Source organism: Mesorhizobium sp. EU05-FHT14A09, from assembly GCF_058790995.1.
This window is the reverse complement of record NZ_JBYTDF010000007.1, coordinates 92501-110296: the sequence shown is the minus strand read 5'-3', so window position 1 is coordinate 110296 and position 17796 is coordinate 92501. Positions and strand designations below refer to the sequence as shown.

Annotated in this window: 17 protein-coding genes; 11 read left to right on the top strand and 6 right to left on the bottom strand. The window is 63.0% G+C overall.

What is annotated here, in order from left to right:
- Positions 1-84: 84 nt before the first annotated feature.
- Both AC3WTO_RS22335 and AC3WTO_RS22330 read right to left on the bottom strand, forming a co-directional pair.
- Positions 85-765 (bottom strand): Crp/Fnr family transcriptional regulator, encoded by a 681-nt coding sequence (locus AC3WTO_RS22335; RefSeq protein WP_492463115.1) that lies wholly within the window; start codon positions 763-765, stop codon positions 85-87.
- A 154-nt stretch (positions 766-919) separates the two neighbouring features.
- On the bottom strand, positions 920-1873 hold the full coding sequence (locus tag AC3WTO_RS22330; protein ID WP_492463114.1) for a response regulator transcription factor: 954 nt from the start codon (positions 1871-1873) through the stop codon (positions 920-922).
- A gap of 190 nt (positions 1874-2063) precedes the next feature.
- Between AC3WTO_RS22330 and AC3WTO_RS22325 the strand changes: the two genes are divergently transcribed.
- The 5 genes from AC3WTO_RS22325 (at position 2064) to AC3WTO_RS22305 (ending at position 10281) form a co-directional block, all read left to right on the top strand.
- Positions 2064-3500, top strand: coding sequence for a calcium-binding protein (locus tag AC3WTO_RS22325; RefSeq protein WP_492463113.1), 1437 nt, complete (start codon positions 2064-2066; stop codon positions 3498-3500).
- A gap of 216 nt (positions 3501-3716) precedes the next feature.
- Positions 3717-3998: a hypothetical protein gene (locus tag AC3WTO_RS22320; RefSeq protein ID WP_129412295.1), complete on the top strand. Its 282-nt coding sequence runs from the start codon at positions 3717-3719 to the stop codon at positions 3996-3998.
- Positions 3999-4277: 279 nt separating this feature from the next.
- Positions 4278-7025, top strand: coding sequence for a calcium-binding protein (locus AC3WTO_RS22315; protein ID WP_492463112.1), 2748 nt, complete (start codon positions 4278-4280; stop codon positions 7023-7025).
- Between the two features lie 24 nt (positions 7026-7049).
- Positions 7050-8870 (top strand): type I secretion system permease/ATPase, encoded by a 1821-nt coding sequence (locus AC3WTO_RS22310; protein WP_492463111.1) that lies wholly within the window; start codon positions 7050-7052, stop codon positions 8868-8870.
- Between the two features lie 40 nt (positions 8871-8910).
- A complete protein-coding gene (locus tag AC3WTO_RS22305) occupies positions 8911-10281 on the top strand; it encodes an HlyD family type I secretion periplasmic adaptor subunit (RefSeq protein WP_492463110.1) in 1371 nt (456 codons plus the stop codon).
- A 74-nt stretch (positions 10282-10355) separates the two neighbouring features.
- Here the strand turns inward: AC3WTO_RS22305 and AC3WTO_RS22300 are convergent, their stop codons facing one another.
- On the bottom strand, positions 10356-10481 hold the full coding sequence (locus AC3WTO_RS22300) for a hypothetical protein (protein WP_492463109.1): 126 nt from the start codon (positions 10479-10481) through the stop codon (positions 10356-10358).
- A gap of 253 nt (positions 10482-10734) precedes the next feature.
- Here AC3WTO_RS22300 and AC3WTO_RS22295 point away from each other — a divergent pair, with 253 nt between their 5' ends.
- On the top strand, positions 10735-11142 hold the full coding sequence (locus tag AC3WTO_RS22295; RefSeq protein WP_492463108.1) for a GFA family protein: 408 nt from the start codon (positions 10735-10737) through the stop codon (positions 11140-11142).
- 24 nt (positions 11143-11166) lie between these two features.
- Here AC3WTO_RS22295 and AC3WTO_RS22290 read toward each other — a convergent pair whose 3' ends face one another.
- Complete coding sequence (locus AC3WTO_RS22290) at positions 11167-12426, bottom strand: DNA recombination protein RmuC (RefSeq protein ID WP_492463107.1); 1260 nt, start codon at positions 12424-12426, stop codon at positions 11167-11169.
- A gap of 102 nt (positions 12427-12528) precedes the next feature.
- On the opposite strand from AC3WTO_RS22290, the gene def reads away from it, so the two are divergent.
- Genes def through truA form a run of 4 tightly spaced genes read left to right on the top strand, consistent with a single transcriptional unit; the run spans position 12529 to position 15280 of the window.
- Entirely contained in the window at positions 12529-13059 is a 531-nt protein-coding gene (def, locus tag AC3WTO_RS22285; RefSeq protein ID WP_492463106.1) for a peptide deformylase, read from the top strand.
- A 14-nt stretch (positions 13060-13073) separates the two neighbouring features.
- Complete coding sequence (gene fmt / locus AC3WTO_RS22280; protein ID WP_492463105.1) at positions 13074-14009, top strand: methionyl-tRNA formyltransferase; 936 nt, start codon at positions 13074-13076, stop codon at positions 14007-14009.
- The gene (locus AC3WTO_RS22275; RefSeq protein ID WP_492463104.1) at positions 14006-14515 is read left to right on the top strand and encodes a GNAT family N-acetyltransferase; all 510 of its coding nucleotides are present in this window, start codon (positions 14006-14008) and stop codon (positions 14513-14515) included. Before fmt ends, AC3WTO_RS22275 begins: the two co-directional genes overlap by 4 nt.
- A 9-nt stretch (positions 14516-14524) precedes the next feature.
- Positions 14525-15280 (top strand): tRNA pseudouridine(38-40) synthase TruA, encoded by a 756-nt coding sequence (gene truA, locus AC3WTO_RS22270; RefSeq protein WP_492463103.1) that lies wholly within the window; start codon positions 14525-14527, stop codon positions 15278-15280.
- 112 nt (positions 15281-15392) lie between these two features.
- On the opposite strand, the gene AC3WTO_RS22265 is transcribed toward truA, so the two are convergent.
- Positions 15393-15968 (bottom strand): Lrp/AsnC family transcriptional regulator, encoded by a 576-nt coding sequence (locus AC3WTO_RS22265; protein ID WP_492463102.1) that lies wholly within the window; start codon positions 15966-15968, stop codon positions 15393-15395.
- Between the two features lie 49 nt (positions 15969-16017).
- On the opposite strand from AC3WTO_RS22265, the gene AC3WTO_RS22260 reads away from it, so the two are divergent.
- Positions 16018-17220, top strand: a complete 1203-nt coding sequence (locus AC3WTO_RS22260) for an MFS transporter (protein ID WP_492463101.1) — start codon at positions 16018-16020, stop codon at positions 17218-17220.
- Here AC3WTO_RS22260 and AC3WTO_RS22255 read toward each other — a convergent pair.
- Positions 17203-17793 (bottom strand): transporter, encoded by a 591-nt coding sequence (locus AC3WTO_RS22255; RefSeq protein WP_492463100.1) that lies wholly within the window; start codon positions 17791-17793, stop codon positions 17203-17205. The two genes, AC3WTO_RS22260 and AC3WTO_RS22255, sit on opposite strands and share 18 nt — an antisense overlap.
- Between the last annotated feature and the right edge of the window lie 3 nt (positions 17794-17796).

Genomic DNA, 17796 nt, shown 5'->3' with positions numbered 1-17796 from the left:
GCATGGCAGGGCCATCGATCCGGATTGTCGCGCGATGACGAAGGCTCCGCCCCGGGTTCGAGAAGCGCCTGAGTTTTGCAGCGCTCAATCGGAGCTGACGCGGCGCAGGCGGGCGGGATCGTTGACTTTGACGTGACCGCGTTTCGTCGCGATCAGGCCGCGGCCGCGCCAGTCGTTCAGCAGCTTGTTGACGGATTCCCGCGTCGCGCCAAGTGTCTGGGCGAGTTCCGATTGCGAGATGGCAATCCAGCCGGAGCCATCGGCAAGCAGCTCGCTCAGATGCAGCAAGCGTTTGGCGAGCCTTGCTTCGATGGCGAGGAAGGTGTGGTCGCCAAGCTCTTCGCTGATCCATCGCAACCGCTTGCACAGCAGTTCGATGATGGCGCGTCCGAGCTGAGGATCCCGCTCGATGCGGTCCAGAACCTGCTTGCGCGTCAGCGATACAATGGAGCAGTCCGACCTGCAGATGGCTGTCGCCGTCCTGCGACCACCGTCCAGCACGCCAATTTCGCCGATGAGGCTGGGGGGCAACTGCAGGTTGGCGACAAGCTTGTCGCCTTCGGCCGAGAAGATCGAAATCTCCACGGACCCTGCAAGCAGGCCGTAGACGCGATCCGATGGGTCATCCTGGAGAAAAAGCAGCCGTCCCGCGGCGTATTTTTCGGGCTTGGCGTCGCCGAACATCCTGTCCAGCAGGTCGCGGTCATAGTGGGCGAATTTCGCCAGCGTGTGTTTTGATTCCTGGTCCAGACTGGTCATCAACATCGGTGCCCCCAACGTGATCTCAGTTCAAATGAGATTCTGTTTTGCTTCTTCTGAAGTTTCGTTTGTTGCCTGGTCTGCGGAAGTCTACGCGCGCAGGCGCAGCTTGGATAGCGACCCGAAGGTATTTGCCGCCTCGCGGGCGCTTTTTTGCCGCCTAAGCCACCATTGGCTCAGGCCCGCCGGCAGCAAGATCGCCCTTCATCAGGGCCATGATCGCCACCTGGGTGCGGTTTGTTGCGCCGAGCTTGCTCATGATCTGCCGGACATGGACCTTGACCGTCGATTCCTGCATGTCGAGTTCGCGAGCGATCAGCTTGTTGGACTTGCCGGAGCGAAGCCGATCCAGAACCTGGCTCTGGCGTGGCGTCAGCAGGCTGCTGCCCGCCGCTGCGGTTGAGTGGTGGCGAGCACGATCCCGCCCGTCCGCGATCTCCAGCAGGGCTTCGCGAGGGAAATACGCGCCGCCGTTCATGATGAAAGCGAGCGCCTGATGTACCACGGCCAGCGGCGTGGTGGTCGAGATGAAAGCCTGGAAGCCGAAGCTTACAGCGCCGACCGCCTCTTCCGCTTCCGGCCGGTCCGACAGAATGGCGCAAGGCGTGGTCGGGAACTGGTCCCGGACGCTTTGCAGCACCGTCCGCGTCTGCAGATCGTGCAGTGATGAGCCTCCGACATTCAGGACAATAAGTGAAACGATGTTGCCTGGTTGAGAATAGAGACCGAGTTTCTCCGGTTCTATCGCAAGGGCCGACTTGCCGAGAGGGCTGACCCATTCGTTGATCAAAGTCGTAATGCCGGCGCATCGCAGCGCCAAGGTATCAACTACCAGCACAACCGCCTTTTGTGCATCCCCAGTCATTTTACTAGTCTCCTCGGTTTGTGGGCGCTTGCCTTTGCGCCGCCGGAACCCTCTTTCCGCATCGGTTTCATCCGAGCGTTTCCATTTTTCACGGAAATGCCAACTTGTTGTTTCGCGTAATTCCGAACGCAAAACCGTTGCGCACTTTTGCTGGAATTGCTCCAGTCGTATCGCAATGAGGTCGCCTCCGATGTGAGGCGCTTCACATGCAAAAAAAGCTCTTCGAAAGAGCCCATGGATGTCGGACAAGCGGCCGAATTTGCTTGGACTTCCGAGGCTTACTCCGCGGACACGGCATGAGGACCGTCTTAGGAGCACCATCCGCTCCAACGGCGCTCAGCCGGAAGGCGTAGGCCGGCAATCTAGGCGATCATCGCTATGAAACCGTTTCCGGCACCGCCATGGCGATTATGCTTGGCGCGCAATGGAGGAGTTCGCCATGAGCGCGTCGAATTGGAACAAAGGCCACCAGCACGGCTGCGGCAATCATCCGTCGCAGACCGTGCAGGTGCGCACGGTGACGACGCAAAGCGCAATCGGTGTTTCCGCGCAGGTTAGCGCGGACGCTTTCGGTCAATCCACGTTTTCAAACACCCAGGTCCATCTGACCACCATAGACCGTGGGCTTGCGTCGTTTGCCATCGCCGCAGTTGGCGCACAGGCGGCTGCACAGGCCGCCGGCGATCAAACACCGCTTGCCATGGCCTCAGCGGTGGTCACGATGAGCAATGCCGATATTTCGGTCGCCAACAGCAGGACCGTTACCGGCACGGATGCCCACGCAATGAGCCAGCAGACCGTCGTGTCGGCCATCGGCGCCAGTTTTGCTTTCGAAACGGGTCTGGCTGCTGCCCACCAGGTCAATGATGTCGCGGTGGAGTCCTGTCGATCCGATGTCGGCACCCTACAGGGCAATCTGGCGACATTCGAAGCGAATGTGACTGCGCATGGCGAGAACAGCTTCGCCGATCTCCAGGCTGATGCGATCGCCCTGGAGGACCAGTATTCCTCGAGCGTCGTTTTGGCGACATCGGCAATCGATACCCAGGTCGTCTACACAGAATATGTCGGCACCCGATGGGACGACACCATCGTGACGGACAATGGCGACTCGCTGGTGCGCGGAGACCGTGGCGACGATGTCATCCGCGCCGGCAATGGCGATGACTGGCTGTTTGGCGGCAAAGGCGATGACCGCATCAGCGGCGGCGGCGGTAACGACACCGCCTTTGGTGGTGACGGCCGTGACACTCTCGGCGGGGGCGATGGCGACGACTGGTTGTTCGGCGGCGATGGCAGGGATACCCTTTCCGGCGACGCCGGCAACGACATGCTCGTCGGGGGCGACGGCAACGACCAGATCGCGGGCGGAAACGGCAACGATCTGCTGAGCGGCGGCGACGGTCGCGACGATGTTTCGGGCGGCGCCGGCGACGATGTGTTCCTGCTCGGCTCGTCCTGTGGTGACGGTGACGACGTGATGAGGGGAGGCGCCGGAGCCGACACCTATCTCATCGTTGGCGCTTTCGACGATGATACCATTGCCGACTTCTCGGTCGGCGGCGGCGACCGTCTCGCCATCGAAGGTCTCGATGCCTTGCTGGGTTCGAGAGCTGTTTCGATGGAGCGCGACAGAGGCGACCGCGACGATCTTGTCGTGACACTGCGTCTCGACGGCGAACGTTCGACACTCACCCTGGACGAGTTCTTCGCCAACAATCCCGATTTTGGTGCAATGCCGATGCGGGGGGCATTCAGCGCGCAGCAGACGGCCACGATCATGCACGCCATTGCGGTCGATGCCGATGCCGGCCTGGCGTTGACCGACGCGCAACTCACCTTCCAGTTGGGTGATCTGCTAGCCGTTTTTGGCTGAAACGAATAAAAGAAAATATGAATAGGCGCCTTCCGATAAGGGAGGCGCCTATTTTCGTTTTTTACAAATGAGTTTAGTTTTGAATATCGAAAGTTTTACTCTGCAAGATGACAAATTTACTCCGCTTGAATATTTGCCGATCGGATCGATGAGGCCTAGGCTTCAAATGCGCCGGACCTGTGAACCGGACATCATCAAAGCGACAAGGAGAGTGACATGACCTTCTACTGTGATCCTTCCGACGTGAACCTGGATGCCTCGTACGATTTCGATTCCAACATCGATGTCGATTTCGACCTGTATTCGGACATCGACAGCAACCTCGACGTCAATCATGACATCGATGTCTGCGTCGACATCAACGGCAACGAAGCCACTTTCGCGATCGACGTCCAGGCCTATGGCCACGACACCGCGACCGACCTCAACCTCGTGGTTGCGGTTCAGGAAAACGAGTGGTCGAGCATCACGGCAACCGGCTACGCGGCTGCCGGCTGATAAACTCATAGTCGGCTGCGGCGCATCCTCCCATCGCTGCAGCCTGACCGAAAAAGGCTCCGCTTCGTGCGGGGCCTTTTTTATTGGACGGCAGTGCGACGAACGCTGTGGTCCGGGCATTGGCAGGGCTACCTGATCCTACCAAAGAGGCCGTGGACTACGCCAGAAGTGTAACTCCACCTAAGCGTTGTGCCGCCGGCGTCGCTTCACCGCTAATCTCCCGTTGGGTGCCCTCGCAGAGTTTCGTCTGCGCAAAGGGGCAGACGGAGAGAGGCTCAGATGCGCAAGATATCGATATCCCGTCAGATCGGCAGCCAGAAGATCACCGCTGCAGCCAACGAGGCTGCATCCATGCCAGCCGCAGCGACGGCACCGGCCGCGCCGCGCGTGTCGGCGGGACTGGCCAGCATGGCAGCGGATCCTTTCGTGCTGATCCAGCTCTCCGGCAATACGGACAACTTCACCCAACCGGCGGATGGCAGCTATCGCATTGAAGGGCTGGGCGGCAACGACGTCATCACAGTTGCTACGACCTCCCTCGGCCGCGACTATCTCGACGGTGGCGCCGGCAATGACACGCTGAACGCCGCTGCCACCGACGATGTGCTGGACGGCGGCGATGGCAATGACACCCTCAACGGCGGTGCGGGCAATGATCTGCTGCGCGGCGGTGCCGGTGCGGACACGCTGAACGGCGGCGACGGCATTGACACGGCCGACTACTCGACCTCGGGCCTTAAGGTGATGGTGGCGTTGCCCCTGGATCCACAGCGCACCGCGCGCGGCTCCGGCGGAGATGCCGCGCTCGACGTGCTGAGCGGCATCGAAAACATCACCGGCTCAGCTTTCAACGACACGCTGACCGGCAACAAGCTCGACAACCAGCTGATCGGCAATGCGGGCGATGATCTGCTGCGCGGCATGGACGGCAACGATGTTCTGATCGGCGACGGCGCTGATGACGCCAACCAGGACGGCATTGCCGACGATCTCGACGGTGACGGCATTCCGGATGGCATTGATGCAGCCGGGGGCGGCAATGACACGCTCGACGGCGGCTTTGGCGACGATCGCCTGTTCGGGGGCAGCGGCAACGACACGCTGATCGGCGGCTTCGGCAATGACACGCTCTATGGCGGTTCGGGCGACGATTTGCTGACCGGCGGCGACGGCAACGACTTCATGGATGGCGGCAGCGGCAATGACGAGCTGATCGGCAGCCTGGGCGACGATGTCATGCATGGCGGCGAAGGCAATGATTTCCTGACCGCTTCCATTGGCGACGACCAGCTGTTCGGCGAAGGCGGCGACGATGATCTGCAGGCCGGCGACGGCAACGATCTGGTCGATGGCGGCGATGGCAATGACCGGCTGGTCGGGTCGTCCGGCGACGATCGCCTGCTCGGCGGTGCCGGCAACGACATGCTGCAGGGCGACGCGGGCGCGGACATCATGGATGGCGGTGCGGGCGTCGACACCGTTGACTATTCGCAAGGCGGTGCCGTCGGCATCAACCTGGCCACAGGCTCCGTCAGCGGCGCTGCCGCGGGTGACCAGCTGATCAGCATTGAGAACATCATCGGCTCGGCGCAGAACGACATTCTGGTCGGCGATGCCAATGCCAACACCTTTACCGGGAATGGCGGCGCCGACACTCTGATCGGTCAAGGTGGCGTCGACACGGCCGACTACTCCACTTCGGCCGCGGCGGTAACGATCCATCTCAACACCACAGTGGCCGATCCGTTGGCGACAGGGACCGGCACCGGTGGCGATGCCGAAGGCGACCAGCTGCAATTGATCGAGCGTGTGATCGGCTCGGCCTTCGACGATAGTCTCGTGGGTGGCGAACTGAACGACATCTTTGTTGGCGGCGCTGGGGCGGATCACATCGATGGCGGCCTGGGCGCCAATGACACCGCGGAATATTCGACCTCGGCGGCGGCGGTATCAGTCAATCTCGCTGGGGCTATGGCCAGCGGCGGCGATGCGGCGGGCGACATCCTCAGTGGCATCGAAAACCTGATTGGTTCGGCTTTCGACGATATCCTGATCGGTGACGGCTCGACCAACCGTCTCGACGGCGGCGCGGGCAACGATTTCCTTCGTGGTGGTGCCAATACCGGCACCGAATTCCTGATCGGCGGCGACGGCATCGATACCGCTGAGTACTCGACGTCCGCTGCGGCGGTGCGTGCGGTCCTGTCCGACAGTCTGACGTCCGGCGTGTTGTCGAGCGGCGGCGATGCCCAGAACGACGTGCTGGTCGCCGTCGAGAACATCGTCGGCTCGGCATTCAACGATGAGCTGATTGGGGCCTCCGGTGCCAATCGCCTCGAAGGGGGCGCCGGCAACGACGTCCTGACCGGAGGTGGTGGAGCCGATGTGCTTATCGGCGGCGACGGTCTCGATACCGCGTCCTATTCCAGTTCCACAGCTGGCGTCCTCGTGCAGCTCGACAACACCGGCGCGGCAACTGGCGTCGGCGGCCATGCGCAGGGCGATCAGTTGAGCGGCATCGAGAACCTGACGGGCTCAAGCTTTGGTGACGTGCTCGTCGGCAACGCCTTGACCAACACCTTGATCGGTGCCGGCGGCAATGATCGGCTGATCAGTGGCAGCGGCAATGACCAGATGCGTGGCGGCAGCGGCGCCGACATCCTCTCGATCACCGGTACTGGTACCAAGACGGTGTTCGGCGACGGCGTCAGCGATGGCGGCGTGGCCGGCCAGGACATCTTTCGTGTGCTGGGCGGCACCAACAACCTGATCTTCGACTACCAGGCCGGCGAAGATGTCTTTGTCCGCTCCAATCCGGCATCCGTCTCGGCATCCCTGGCTTCGCTCACGGTCAGCGGCCTCGCCTACTGGGTCGCGCGGGTGGCCAGCACGGCTCCCGGCATGGAGAGCTCGACCTTCGTGGTGCTTGGCGAGCGGACGACGACAAATCCGGACGCCGCCATAACCAACGCGTTCAGCAGTTTCGTTTCGCACGACCTGTTCATCGATCCCGCGCTTCTGGCCTGAGTGAACTGAAAAAGGAGTGATGTGATGGCAATTGTGGGTTCACGGGCGCGCAAGGCGAGAAAGACGGAACTCGATGATGCCATGGGGCAGGTGAAATCCGCGATGATCATCGTCGCGGTCTTCAGTCTCGCCATCAACCTCCTGATGCTGGCATCGCCCATCTATATGCTTCAGGTCTATGACCGCGTGCTGGTCACCGGCCATCTTGAAACGCTGGTGCTGCTGACGGTCATGGCCGGCGCGGCGCTGCTCGTGCTCGGCCTGCTCGACATGTTGCGCAACATCATCATGGCGCGCGCCGCGAACTGGTTGAGCGATCGCCTGAGCCCGATCATCATCGCCGGCAGTGTCCGCGCCCGCCTGCTTGGCGACCAGGCTGGCACCCAGCCGTTGCGCGACCTTGGCCAGGTACAGTCCTTCCTCTCGTCACAGGCCTCGACAGCGCTGTTCGATCTACCCTGGACCCCGGTCTTCCTGCTGTTGATCTGGTTGTTGCATCCAGCGCTTGGCGCATTCGCGCTCGCCGCGACGATCTTGCTGGTTCTTCTCGGCGTGCTCAACGAGGTGGTGACGCGCAAGTCCTCCCTGGTGGCGAGCACCTCGCAGATCCAGGCGCTGCAGCAAGCCGACATGGCGATCCGCAACGCTGAAGTGGTTCGTGCGATGGGAATGCTGCCTGGCCTGCTGGAACGCTTCCGCGCCAGCAACGATGCCTTCCTGAACGCATCCGATCTGGCTTCGCAACGCGGCGCGACCATCGTCGGCATCACCAAATTCGTGCGGCTGTTCGTGCAATCGGCAACGCTTGGTCTCGGTGCCTATCTGCTGCTGCAGGGCGGAGCCACCGGCGGCGTGATGATTGCGTCCTCCATCCTGCTTGGCCGTGCGCTCGCTCCCGTCGAACATCTGATGGCGATCTGGCGCAATCTCGGTCAGACCCGCATCGCTTATGCGCGGCTGACCGAGCGCCTGCAGAATGTCAGTGCGGAGCCCCATCGCATCCGCCTGCCGGAACCGGAGGGACGCATCATTCTCGAAAACGTCTCCTACGCTGCCCAGCCCGGTCGGCCCGCCATCATCGACAATCTGAGCGTCGCTTTCCAGCCTGGTGAGGCGGTAGCCATCATCGGCCCGTCCGCCAGCGGCAAGAGCACCTTATGCCGATTGATCGCCGGCATCGTCTTGCCAAGCTCTGGAACCGTCCGCCTCGATGGCACCGACGTCCAGCACTGGAACGGCGAGCAGCTCGGCGAGGCGATGGGCTACCTGCCGCAGGACGTCGAGCTGTTTTCCGGCAGCGTGCGCGACAACATCTCGCGCATGGCCAGGGCTGAGGATCAGGCCGTGATCGATGCGGCCATGCTGTCGCATGCCCATGACATGATCCAACGCCTGCCACAGGGCTACGAGACGCCGATCGGCGATGCGGGGTCGCGTCTGTCGGGCGGCCAGCGCCAGCGCATCGGCCTTGCCCGCGCCGTCTACGGCTCGCCCAGGATTGTCGTGCTCGACGAGCCCAACGCCAATCTCGACCAGGTCGGCGAATCGGCTTTGGCCGCCGCGATCGCCGAGCTGAAGGCACAGGGGACGACCCTGATCATTGTTGGCCATCGTCCATCGACGCTTGCCCAGGCCGACAAGGTGCTTTTCCTGCGGGATGGTCGACTGCATCTGTTCGGACCACGCGACGAAGTCCTCGTCCGCTTGCGCTCCATCGCCAAGGAAGGCGAGCGCCCACCACTGCACGTGATCAGGGCCTCCGACGAGCCACAGGCTGATGGAGACGCCGAGTCCAAACCGCAGAAAAGTGGCGCGCCTGCGCCTCAGATAGAACAGATCGCCTGAGCGAAATGGACCGCATGGGATGCTTCCAGGGGAGAGAAAGATGTCAGAGTTTCAGCCCGGCAAGTCGCAGGCACTGGTCAGGAAGTCGCCGAACGTCATTGACGCCAGGGTCGAGCCGCCGAGGTTGAGGGACGCTGTCCGCAAACCGGCCCGCTACGGCATGGCCCTCGCCTACATGTTCATCGTCGGCGGCATTGTCTGGTCGGCGGCGGCGCCGATGGCCGAGGGAGCCACGGCAACCGGCATTATCAGCCCGGATGGAAGCAGGCGTACCGTCCAGCACCTCGAGGGTGGCATCATCAAGGAGTTGAAAGTACGCGACGGTGACCTTGTACGCGTGGGCGATCAGTTGGTTACCTTGCAGAGTACGCAGGCGGCAGCCCTTTATGATCTCTATCTGGAGCAGGCCCGCACGCTGGAGGCTACACAGGCGCGCCTGAGCGCCGAACAGGAAGAGAGGACCGAGATCAATTTTCCGCCGGACCTTCTGGCCAGCGGCGATGAGCGGGCCAGGAAGATCATCGCTGGCCAGACCCTGTTGTTCAACCAGCGCCGTTCTTCGCTCGACGCGCAGCTGCAGATCCTGGATGTGCGCAAGCGCCAGTTCGAGGAGCAGCTGTCCGGTCTGCGGTCGCAGGTGGTCAGTGTCGATGCGCAGCTCGCGCTGACCGAGCAGGAGCACAGCGTCAAGAAGAGCCTGGTCGACAAGGCGCTGCTGGCACGGTCAGAGACCCTGAAGCTGGAGCGCTCGAAGGCGGCGCTGGATGGAGACCGGGGCAATTTCATCGGCCAGATCGCCGAAGTTGAACAGAAGATCGGCGAACTCGACACCCAGAGCATGTCGCTGAAAGCCACACAGTCGGCCGACATCGCCGACCAGCTGGAGAAGGCGAGAGCCAGCTACATCGACGCCGCCGAACGGCTGAATGCCAGCAAGGACGTGCTCGACCGCACGGTCATCATCGCACCGGTCACCGGCAAGGTCGCCAATCTCAAGTTCAAAACCTCTGGCGGCGTGATCGGGCCGGGCCAGGCCATTCTCGATATCGTGCCGACAACTGAGGAACTGCTGATCGATGCGCGGGTTTCGCCGAGCGACATCGATGTTGTGGCTGCCGGCCTTCAGGCGACCGTCCATTTGACGGCCTATTCCAGCCGCGGCATGCCGCGCGTCACCGGCACGGTGAAATCGGTTTCCGCCGACAGGGTAACCGACGAAGCGACCGGTCAGACCTACTATCTTGCGAGGATCGAAGTGCCGCAGAACGAGCTGGCAACACTCGAGGAAGGCGTCGTCATGATGCCCGGCATGCCGGCCGAAGTGCTGATCGTGACGGGAAAGCGGACGGTGCTTGCCTATCTGATGGAGCCGTTCATGGCTGCATTCCGGCGCGGGCTGCGTGAAGTGTGACGTTCCGGGATGCCAATTTTACAGCCGGCGCGGCATAGCGCCGGCTGTAATGTGCTGGTCGTTTGTCCGCGACCTCACTTGTCTTTGATGCGTGTTGCCTGCACGGGCGTTGCCTTTATCGTTGGCGCCGCTGCTGGCTTCTTGGCGTCTTTTTTGGGTTTGCGGGCCTCTTTGCCCGGCCTCATCGAACCTTTAGCCATGATTCGCTCCTCCGTTGGGACAGGAAGCAATGAAACAACAGATTTCGGAAAGAGCAAGGCACCATGCCAGAGCACGGTTCCGAAAGATTGCCGGCATTTCGGACCAAGATCATAGGGCAAAACAAGGGGATAGAAGCGAATGTCGGTTCATCTGACGCCATTCCGCTCCACCAATGATGACGCCAGTTGCAGACAGCCATTGCCGGACTGTCCCGCAGCGCTAGATTGCCGCAAAACATCGGGAGAAAAGACCATGAAGATCGACGGGAGCTGCTACTGTGGCGCGATTGCCTATGAGGCCGAGGTCGACCCAAGCGCAACGTTGATCTGCCACTGCACCGATTGCCAGCAACTTACGGGCACGGCGTTTCGCGTCTCCCTTCCCACACCGGAGGCGCAGTTCCGGCTTACCAGGGGCGAGCCGAAAATCTTTGAGAAGACCGGCAGCAGCGGCGCCAAGCGCCTGCAAGCCTTCTGCGGCGATTGCGGCTCACATCTTTATGTCGTCGGTGCCGGCGACGGGCCGAAGATTTATGGGATCAGAACCGGTACCGCTCGCCAGCGACAGGAACTCGTGCCGCGCCTGGAAAAGTTCCATGGCTCGGCGCTCGGCTGGATGCCGCGCTTCGAGAGCGTTGAGACGACGATCGAAGGGCAATAAGCGTCAGAAGACGTCTGGAGACAATCAGGCGTCGTCGGGGTCGACGACTCGCAATCTGAGTTGTCCGGTCTTTGAGTCTGCCGTTCGGGGTGCTGCGTCGGCCTTGCGTTGACCGGCGGCCGCGGCGTCCGTGCCTTCGGTTGCACCGAACTCCAGTGCCTCGATCTTCTGGCCGCGCTTGGTGACCTTGGAGGAGGAGACGAGAATGTCGTCGATGTCCTTCGAGGCCTGGCCGAAATGGGTCTGCAGCTTGCGCACCCTTTCGTCGAGACGCGAGACGTCTTCCATCAGCCGGATCACTTCGCCCTGGATCAGATGCGCCTGTTCGCGCATGCGCGCATCCTTCAGGATCGCCTGGATGACCTGGATCGACAGCATCAGCAGCGATGGCGAGACGATGACGACACGGGCGCGATGGGCACGCTGCACCAGCGCCTCGAAATTTTCGTGGATTTCGGCAAAGACCGATTCCGACGGCACGAACATGAAGGCGGTGTCCTGGGTCTCGCCCTGGATCAGGTATTTCTCGGCGATGTCGCGGATATGCACCTCGATATCGCGTCGGAACGCCTGCGCTGCGACTTTCTGCAATTCAGAGCTTTCGGCGGCACGGATGGCATTCCACGCTTCGAGCGGGAACTTGGCGTCGACAACAAGCGAGGGCGCGCCATTCGGCATTTTCACCAGGCAATCCGGGCGGCTGCCATTGGTGAGGGTTGCCTGGAATTCGTAGGAACCATGCGGCAGACCATCGGCGACGATCGCTTCCATGCGCGACTGCCCGAAGGCACCGCGCGTCTGCTTGTTGGACAGGATCGCCTGCAACTGCACGACCTGTCCGGCGAGCGACTGGATATTGCCTTGCGCGGTGTCGATCACGGCCAGCCGCTCCTGCAGCTTCGCCAGGCTTTCATGCGTCGACTTCGTCTGCTCGGTCATCGTCTGGCCGATACGGCCGGTCATGGCATCGAGCCTCTGGCCGATCGATTGCGTCAATTCGGCCTGGCGCGCGCCGAACACGTCCGCCAGTGCACCCATGCGCCCCTGCATTTCGGCCTGGCTTTGCAGGATGCCGGCCATGCGGGCGTCCGCGTCGCGGGCGTGATCGGCCGCTTCGGCCGCGGCGACGCTGCGTGCCTTGGCCGCGCGCCACAGCGCGGCGATGAGCACGATGAACAGGACAAGGACGACAAACACGACGAAGCCCAATGCCTGGCCAAGCGTGATCGTCGTCGCGCCGAGCCGGGCGACGGGTTCGGAAAGGATGGAGCTGAGGTCGTTCATCAGCACAGCATAAACGATTCTTGTGACAGGAGAAGATCAAACCGTGAACATGCTGACGGCTGTGTGGTTGACGCCTTCCCTGCAAGGTTTTAGGTGAGCGATATGTCGATCAAGCCGCTCATCATTCTTCCCGATCCCGTCCTGCGCCAGGTTTCCAAGCCGGTCGAGCGTATCGATCAGCCGTTGCTGAAGCTGGCCGACGACATGCTGGAGACGATGTACGATGCTCCCGGCATCGGTCTGGCCGCGATCCAGATCGGCGAGCCGCTGCGCATGCTGGTGATCGACCTCGCCAAGGAAGGCGAGCCGCCGGCTCCGCATGTCTTCATCAATCCGGACGTTCTCGAAAGCGGGTCGGAGCGCTCCGTTTACGAAGAAGGCTGCCTGTCCATCCCCGATTACTATGCCGAGGTCGAACGGCCGGCAACCGTCCGGGTCCGTTACCTGGACCGCGACGGCCGCCTGCAGGAGATCGATGCCGACGGCCTGATGGCCACCTGCCTGCAGCATGAGATCGACCATCTGAACGGCGTGCTGTTCATCGATCACATCTCGAAGCTGAAGCGCGACATGGTGGTCAAGAAGTTCAAGAAGCTCGCCCGCGACAAGGCGCCAAGCCGCCTGGTGGGCTGACCCGGGACGAATTCATGACACTTCGCGTGGTCTTCATGGGCACGCCCGATTTCTCGGTCGCGACGCTGCGCGCGCTGGCCGAGGCCGGGCATGACATCGTTGCCGTCTACACCCAGCCGCCACGTGCCGCCGGCCGTCGCGGCCTGGAGCTCACGCCATCGCCCGTGCAGCGCGAGGCCGAACGGCTGGGCATCGCGGTCCACACGCCGGTGTCGCTGAAGAGCGAGGCCGAACAGTCGGCTTTTCGCGCTCTGGATGCCGATGTTGCCGTTGTCGTGGCCTATGGTCTGCTGCTGCCGAAGCCCATTCTCGACGCACCACGCCTCGGCTGTCTCAACGGTCACGCCTCGCTTTTGCCACGTTGGCGTGGTGCAGCACCGATCCAGCGCGCCATCATGGCCGGCGATGCCGAAACCGGCATAATGGTCATGCGAATGGAGCAGGGACTGGATACCGGTCCGGTCGGACTTGTTGAAAAACTGGCGATCGATCCCGATATGACCGCCGGCGATCTGCATGACCGATTGATGGCTGCAGGCGCCGGACTGATGGTCGAAGCCTTGTCGAGGCTGGAGGCCGGGACGCTGAGCTTTGTGGAACAGGCCGCCGAGGGCGTGACCTACGCCGCGAAGATCGATAAGACGGAGACCCGGATCGACTGGACCCGTCCTGCGGATACGGTCCACAACCACATTCGCGGCCTTTCGCCCTTCCCCGGCGGATGGTGCGAGGCCACGATCGGCGGCCGGGTCGAACGGCTGAAGTTGCTGCGTTCGACTGTCGCCGACGGCATGGGGGAACCGGGAGGAATTCTCGACGACCGGCTGACGGTCGCCTGCGGGTCAGGTGCGGTCAGGCTGGTCGAAGTGCAGCGCGCGGGCGGCAAGCCCGTGACCGCACAGGAGTTCCTGCGCGGGGCAAAATTGGAAGAAGGAATGAAACTGTCATGAGCATGATGTCGATACGCGCGGCGACGCCGCGGGATCGCGAGGCGATCCGCCTCGTTGAAGAACATGCTTTCGGCCAGCAGACCGAGGCTGGTCTCGTCGATGCGATCGTCGCGCAAGGCGATGCGGTCCTGGAACTGGTCGCGGAAGAAGAAGGCCAGGTTGTCGGCCATATCCTGTTCTCGCGCCTCTATGTCGAGAACGGCGGCAAGCAGTACCCGGCCGTGGCGCTGGCGCCGCTGGCTGTTGAGCCGGATTTCCACGGCACGGGCATCGGCGGCGCGCTGGTGCGCGAAGCGCATATTCGTCTCAAGGATGCCGGCGAGAACCTGGCCATCGTGCTGGGCGACCCGGCCTATTACGGCCGCTTCGGCTACAGCCACGAGCGCGCCTCCGGTTTCGCCAGCGATTATCAGGGCGAAGCGTTGCAGGCGCAGGCCTGGGGCGAGGCGCCGCAGAGCGGCGAACTGGTCTACGCTTCGGCTTTCGGCACCGCGCTGGCAGCGTAGCGCCCCGACGTGCCCCGCTATCGCCTCGACATCGAGTATGACGGCGGGCCTTATTCCGGCTGGCAGCGGCAGGCTGCCGGCCAGCATTCTGTGCAGGCAGCAATCGAGCAGGCGATCACGCGTTTCTGTGGTGACGCGATCTCCATTCGTGGAGCCGGCCGCACCGATGCCGGCGTGCATGCCACGGCCCAGGTCGCTCATGCGGACCTGAGCAAGGCATGGCCGGCCGATACGGTGCGCGACGCCGTCAATGCCTATCTGCAGCGCGCTGGCGAACGCGTCACCGTTCTGGCGGCGGCCGCCGTTTCGGACGACTTCGATGCCCGCTTCTCCGCGGTCGGGCGCCACTACATCTACCGCATCGCCAATCGCCGCGCGCCGCCGGCACTGGACATGGGCAAGGTCTGGTGGGTGCCGAAACGGCTCGATGCCGAAGCCATGCATGAAGCGGCCAAGGTTCTGCTCGGGCGGCATGACTTCACCACCTTCCGTTCCACGAAATGCCAGGCCAACAGCCCGCTGCGCACGCTGGAACGGCTGGATGTCTCGCGCCAGGACGAGACGATCGAAGTCCGCACCTCGGCACGCTCCTTCCTGCACAATCAGGTGCGCTCCATGGTCGGGTCGCTGAAGCGCGTCGGCGAAGGCGCATGGACCGCCGCCGATCTCAGGGCCGCCCTCGAGGCACGTGACCGTGCCTCCTGCGGCCAGGTTGCGCCGCCTGACGGCCTGTTCCTCACCGGCGTCGACTACCCGACGTCTTAGAGCATTTCCGGCGAAAACAGGGTCGCCTCAATGCTCTATCTCCTTGTTTCGACGCAATTCCGGACGCAAAACCGCTACGCACTTTTGCTGGAATTGCTTCAGTCCCCGCGAACTATTCGCTCCTGGCAAGCGCGTTGACGTTGCGCCGGTGTTCGATTGGCTGCGCCATGTGGCCCGGCATCGGCCAGACCTTGGTCGAACCGGGTTGCACCGGCCGTTCCAGATAGGTCGACAGCACCACATAGCTGCGCGTGGTCATGACACCCGGCGTGTCATAGAGCCTGGCCAGCAGTCCTTCGAGTGCCCGCGTATCCCTGGCGCGAACCTTGAGCAGCATGCAGGCATCGCCGGCGACTGAGTGGATCTCCTCGACTTCCGGATAGGCCGAAATCGCCATCAGCTCCGGCGTCTTGCCCCAGCCGCGCGTGTCGACATGCACGAAAGCGAGCAACGGCTTGTTGACAGCGACCGGATCGATCAGCACCGACGTGCTGCGGATCGCCTGGCTGCGGCGCAAGCGCTTCACCCGCTCATGCGCGGCGGGCGCCGAAAGCCCCACCTTCTCCCCGAGTTCGGCATAGCTGACAGTGGCATCCTCGCAGAGCGCGCCTAATAGCTTTCGGTCCATCTCGTCGAGGTCCCGCGTCGGAACAGCGTTTTGCCGAACGTCATCTGTTTCTTGCGTCATCGCCAAAAATTCCTCTTGTTGCGGAATGTCATTCCGTCATCATGCGCTCATGCCGAAGACAGATCAATCATCTCCCCTGTTTGCCGAACCTGCTGCGCGGATGCCGGCCGTCGCCTATGTGCTGACGTTCTGCATCGCGGTCATCGGCTCCAATTCGCTGGTGCTCGGGCCGATCGCGCCGGAGGTGGCGCGGTCACTCGGCTCCAACGTTGCGCTGGTCATGTCGGCGTCGGCGGTCTTTGGGCTGGGAACGGCCGCCAGCGCCCTGCTGATGGCGCGCCACGTCGACCGGTTCGGTGCCAGGCGCATGCTGTTGTGGGCGCTGCTCGGACTGGCCACGGCGTTGGCCCTGAGCGCGCTTGCGCCTATCGTGCCGGCGCTGGCCGGAGCACAGCTGGTGGCAGGCATTGCCTCCGGCGTTGCTTTGCCGGCAATCTATTCCAGCGCGGCGGCGGTAGCCCCGGCCGGGCGTGAAAGCCGCACCATCGGCCTGGTGCTGACCGGCTGGACGCTGAGCATGGTCGCCGGTGTTTCGCTGTCGGCCGTCGTTGCCGACTACGTTCACTGGCGTGCCGTCTATGCCGTCGTTGCGCTGCTTGCGCTTGCCGCCTTCCTGACCTTGAAAGCCAGCCGTTATCGTGACGTGCCGGCGACCGGCTCGGCACCGCAGCCGCTGGCTGCATTGCGGATCGGCGGCGTCAAGCCGCTGCTCGTCGCCTGCGCGGCTTTCATGAGCGCCTTCTATGGCATCTATGGCTATCTGGGCGATCATCTGCACAGCGGTCTTGGCGAACCGGTGAGCGCCAACGGCATCGTGGCACTGGTCTACGGCATCGGCTTCGGCGCCGCGGCCCTGCTTGACGGCGTCGTCGACCGGCTCGGCCCCGGCCGCGTCATGCCTTTCGCATTCCTGGCCGTCGGAACCGTCTACCTCGGCTTTGCCCTGGCCGGCGACAGCTTCCTCAGCGTGCTGGTGCTGACCTTTCTGTGGGGGCTCACCAATCACTTTGGTCTGAATGTGCTGATCATGCGGCTGGCGGCGATCGACCCGGCACGCCGCGGCACCATCATGGGCCTCAACAGCGCCGTCACCTATCTGGCGGTATTTGCCGGAACGACCGGTTTTGGTCCGCTCTACGCGACATGGGGATTTGCTGCTGCTGCCCTGGTCGCTGTGGCGCTGATGCTGGTGGCTGCGCTCGCCGGAAGCTGGCGAGCGACGGGCCGCAGCGCCCTAGGCGCCCAGGGCTGATATGCCAAGCAGTGTCTGCAGCGCGAACAGGGCGATCAGCGAGACGGCAAACATGCCGGCAAACACCGCCGTGGCCATCGCGGCGCCCTTGCCGATGGCGATGTTGGTCATGCGCCAGCTGAACACCAGCGAGACCACGAAAAGCACCAGCGAGACCAGGCCACTCGCCTGGTCCGCCGCGGGAACGAGCAAGCGGATCAGGGCGCCCGGCAGCATCAGCCAGGCGATGATGGCGCCGGCCCAGTTGCCGGCCACCACATAGTGCACGAAGCGGGAGCCGAGCCCCACACGCGGCGCCACCGCTGCCAGCGCCAGCAAAGGCAAAATCCAGGTGCCGACGTCGACGACAGCCAGCTTTAACAGCAGTTCGAACCGTTCCGCTGCGGTCTCGCCCGTCGAGTTGGAGATGCCGACCCAGCCCACGATCAGGGCAGGCACGGCCACCGGAATGGCAAAGAAGGAATTCCAGAATCCGTCGGCCGACAGGTCGAGCAGGCGCAGGCCGTCGGCCTTGCCCAGCATCATGCGCCAGGCGCCGTTCAGCGACGATTGGATTTCATCGGCTGAAAGCATGCT

Excerpts from the sequence above, each read along its gene's own strand:
- AC3WTO_RS22335 (WP_492463115.1), bottom strand. The coding sequence starts at position 765 with ATGTTGATGACCAGTCTGGACCAGGAATCAAAACACACGCTGGCGAAA.
- AC3WTO_RS22325 (WP_492463113.1), top strand. The coding sequence starts at position 2,064 with ATGAGCGCGTCGAATTGGAACAAAGGCCACCAGCACGGCTGCGGCAAT.
- AC3WTO_RS22320 (WP_129412295.1), top strand. The coding sequence starts at position 3,717 with ATGACCTTCTACTGTGATCCTTCCGACGTGAACCTGGATGCCTCGTAC.
- AC3WTO_RS22315 (WP_492463112.1), top strand. The coding sequence starts at position 4,278 with ATGCGCAAGATATCGATATCCCGTCAGATCGGCAGCCAGAAGATCACC.
- AC3WTO_RS22310 (WP_492463111.1), top strand. The coding sequence starts at position 7,050 with ATGGCAATTGTGGGTTCACGGGCGCGCAAGGCGAGAAAGACGGAACTC.
- AC3WTO_RS22305 (WP_492463110.1), top strand. The coding sequence starts at position 8,911 with ATGTCAGAGTTTCAGCCCGGCAAGTCGCAGGCACTGGTCAGGAAGTCG.
- AC3WTO_RS22300 (WP_492463109.1), bottom strand. The coding sequence starts at position 10,481 with ATGGCTAAAGGTTCGATGAGGCCGGGCAAAGAGGCCCGCAAACCCAAA.
- AC3WTO_RS22295 (WP_492463108.1), top strand. The coding sequence starts at position 10,735 with ATGAAGATCGACGGGAGCTGCTACTGTGGCGCGATTGCCTATGAGGCC.
- AC3WTO_RS22290 (WP_492463107.1), bottom strand. The coding sequence starts at position 12,426 with ATGAACGACCTCAGCTCCATCCTTTCCGAACCCGTCGCCCGGCTCGGC.
- def (WP_492463106.1), top strand. The coding sequence starts at position 12,529 with ATGTCGATCAAGCCGCTCATCATTCTTCCCGATCCCGTCCTGCGCCAG.
- fmt (WP_492463105.1), top strand. The coding sequence starts at position 13,074 with ATGACACTTCGCGTGGTCTTCATGGGCACGCCCGATTTCTCGGTCGCG.
- AC3WTO_RS22275 (WP_492463104.1), top strand. The coding sequence starts at position 14,006 with ATGAGCATGATGTCGATACGCGCGGCGACGCCGCGGGATCGCGAGGCG.
- AC3WTO_RS22265 (WP_492463102.1), bottom strand. The coding sequence starts at position 15,968 with ATGACGCAAGAAACAGATGACGTTCGGCAAAACGCTGTTCCGACGCGG.
- AC3WTO_RS22260 (WP_492463101.1), top strand. The coding sequence starts at position 16,018 with ATGCCGAAGACAGATCAATCATCTCCCCTGTTTGCCGAACCTGCTGCG.
- AC3WTO_RS22255 (WP_492463100.1), bottom strand. The coding sequence starts at position 17,793 with ATGCTTTCAGCCGATGAAATCCAATCGTCGCTGAACGGCGCCTGGCGC.